The organism is Pseudomonas sp. 57B-090624, assembly GCF_003234055.1.
GTDB lineage: Bacteria > Pseudomonadota > Gammaproteobacteria > Pseudomonadales > Pseudomonadaceae > Metapseudomonas > Metapseudomonas tohonis.
Genome location: NZ_QKRU01000164.1, coordinates 1 through 2,825, shown reverse-complemented (window position 1 = coordinate 2,825; position 2,825 = coordinate 1). Strand labels below are relative to the sequence as shown.

Below are 2,825 nucleotides of genomic sequence, written 5' to 3'. Positions count from 1 at the left end.
ACTATCTACGTTGCAGGCTCGCGGCCTAAGGGTGGATACGACTTCCAGCCCCTCCCCCGATGATCAGTCGGGGACTATTACCCCTGTGGAGGTATTAGTCGAGATACAAGGGTGGATGGCGCTCTTCCCATCCACCAGGGTGTTCGGCACGGCCTTGTAGGGTGGCGCCACCCCGTGGGAGCGAATTCATTCGCGATGCTTTTCCTGTCCACCATGGGCATCTGGCATGGCTCAGACGGTGGATCGATGAAGCGCGATCCACCCTACGACGGCCCCAACCCGCGTGGCGCTACCCTGCGGGCCGACCCAATTCCGGGCAAAAAAAACCGGCAATCAAAAAGGGAGGGATTGCCGGCGTGCGCATACGGAGGAGAGGGTTGGCTATGCGGCGAACTCGTCCTCGTTGAACGCCATCAGGGATGCTTTGCCTGCCATCACCTCGGCCAGCAGGCCGTCGGTCTCGGTCAGGGTTCGGGTCATGTAGAAGTCGGCGGACTTCAGCTTGGCGCCGTAGAAGGTCTTCTCCTCGCTGCCGGCGTCCAGCTTGGCCTGGGCCACCTGAGCCATGCGGGCCCACAGCCAGGCCAGCGTGGTCAGCGCGAACAGCCGCAGGTAGGGCGTGGCCGCCGCGCCGGCCTGTTCCGGGTCCTTCATGCCTTCGGTGGCCAGCCACATCGTCGCCTGCTGCAACTGGCGCAGCGCCTTGTCCACCTTGGCCATGTGGGCCGCCTCGGGGTTGGCCTTGAGCCACTCACCCACCAACTGGAAGAAGCCACGCACCGCACGGCCGCCGCCCAGGGCCAGCTTGCGGCCCACCAGGTCCAGCGCCTGGATGCCATTGGTGCCTTCGTAGATACGGGTGATGCGGCAATCCCGCACCAGTTGCTCGATGCCCCAGTCCTCGGTGAAGCCCGAGCCGCCCATCACCTGCAGGCCCTCGTTGGCGCAGGCGAAGCCCTCGTCGGTGAGGAAGGCCTTCACCACCGGCGTCAGCAGCTGCACCAGGTCGTCTGCCTGCTGGCGCACCTCGGCGTCCGGGTGATCGTGGGCGATGTCCTGATGCAGGCCGGTGAAGTAGGCCAGCGCGCGGCTGCCCTCGATCATCACCTTCTGGCGCAGCAGCATGCGGCGCACGTCCGGGTGTACCAGGATCGGGTCGGCCGGCTTGTCCTGCGCCTTCGGCCCGCTCAGCGAGCGGCTCTGCAGGCGCTCGCGGGCGAAGCCCAGGCTGATCTGGTAGGCGTTCTCGGCAATGCCCAGGCCCTGCATGCCCACCATCAGGCGTGCCGAGTTCATCATCGTGAACATGCAGCGCAGGCCCTTGTGGGGCTCGCCGATCAGCCAGCCCTTGGCACCCTCGAAATTCATCACGCAGGTGGCCGAGCCCTTGATGCCCATCTTGTGCTCCAACCCGCCGCAGAAGGCCGGGTTGCGGCTGCCATCGGCAAGGAACTTGGGCACCAGGAACAGCGAAATCCCCTTCACCCCGGCCGGTGCGTCGGGCAGGCGGGCCAGCACCAGGTGGACGATGTTCTCCACCAGATCGTGCTCGCCGCCAGTGATCCAGATCTTCGTGCCGCTCAGCGCGTAGCTGCCATCCGCCTGGGGTTCGGCGCGGGTGCGGATCAGCCCCAGGTCCGTGCCGCACTGCGGCTCGGTCAGGCACATGGTGCCGGTCCACTCACCGCTGATCAGCTTCGGCAGATAGGTCTCCTGCTGCTCGCGGGTGCCGTGGGCGGTGAGGGCATTGATGGCGCCGTGGGTCAGGCCCGGGTACATGCCCAGCGACAGGTTCGCCGAGCACACCATCTCCTCCACCATCATGTTCAGCACATGAGGCAGGCCCTGGCCGCCGAACTCGGTGGGGCAGGCCAGCGCCGTCCAGCCGCCTTCGGCGAACTGGCGGTAGCCCTCGCGGAACCCCTCGGGCGTCTTCACCGCGCGGGTTGCCGGGTCGTAATGACAGCCTTCCTTGTCGCCCGAACTGTTCAGCGGGGCCAGCACCCCCTCAGCCAGGCGCGCCGCCTCTTCGAGGATCGCGCTGCCCAGGTCTTCGCCGAATTCCTCTTGGGACGGCAACGCCTGCAGGTGCGTATAGGCATCGAGTACTTCATCGAACACAAAGCGCATGTCGCGGAGCGGCGCGCGGTAGGCCGGCATGGTGGAGTCCTCTAAAGCTGTACATTGAGTGAATTTGTATAGCTTTTCTACTGCTGCGTATAAGTTTGTACAAGGGGTTTGTACAATTTTTTCCCGCCGGGGGGATGACCGGCCAGTTCCGCTTTCAGCGCCCCGGCAAGCCGCCATGGCCCGCCAGGCCGCGCGCCCTGTAGGTTTCGCCCACCCGCAAGGAGGCCTCGATGAAACGCGCATCAGGGATCACCTCACTCACCCTGGCACTCGCCGCCAGTACCGCAGGTGCCGGCTACCTCTACCTCACCCAGGTGCCCCGCCTGGCCTACCCCCTCCAGCGCCTCGACAGCTGGGCCCTGAGCGATGGCGGCTCGTACGGGTTGGAGGTGGTGGATGCCGAGGGCCGTGTCGTCCTGCTGGGCATCCAGGCCACCGGCCTCGATGTGCCCGAGGAACGCCACCTCGCCTTCATCGAGCGGCCGCTGTTCGGCCTGCCCCTGACCGTCACCGCCGGCCTGGGCTGCACGCTCGAAGGGCAGATCGACGCACTCGCCCACGAAATCGCCCGCAGCGGGCTGGATGAAGCTCGCTGGCGAAAGGCAGGGGCCACCTTCAGCCGGCGCGAGCAGCCCTACGCCGTCGCGTGGTCACTGCATGAGCAGTTGGTGGCGCGTCGCGGGGGAGGGCGGGAG

Annotated in this window: 2 protein-coding genes; one reads left to right on the top strand and one right to left on the bottom strand. The window is 66.4% G+C overall.

All coding sequences use genetic code 11. The features are described 5' to 3' along the window. Positions 1-381: 381 nt before the first annotated feature. The gene (locus DMX10_RS32130) at positions 382-2,160 is read right to left on the bottom strand and encodes an acyl-CoA dehydrogenase C-terminal domain-containing protein (protein WP_111264883.1); all 1,779 of its coding nucleotides are present in this window, start codon (positions 2,158-2,160) and stop codon (positions 382-384) included. Between the two features lie 200 nt (positions 2,161-2,360). On the opposite strand from DMX10_RS32130, the gene DMX10_RS32125 reads away from it, so the two are divergent. Beyond that, positions 2,361-2,825 (top strand): hypothetical protein (locus DMX10_RS32125; protein WP_146603116.1); only part of this gene is annotated, 465 nt, incomplete at its 3' end.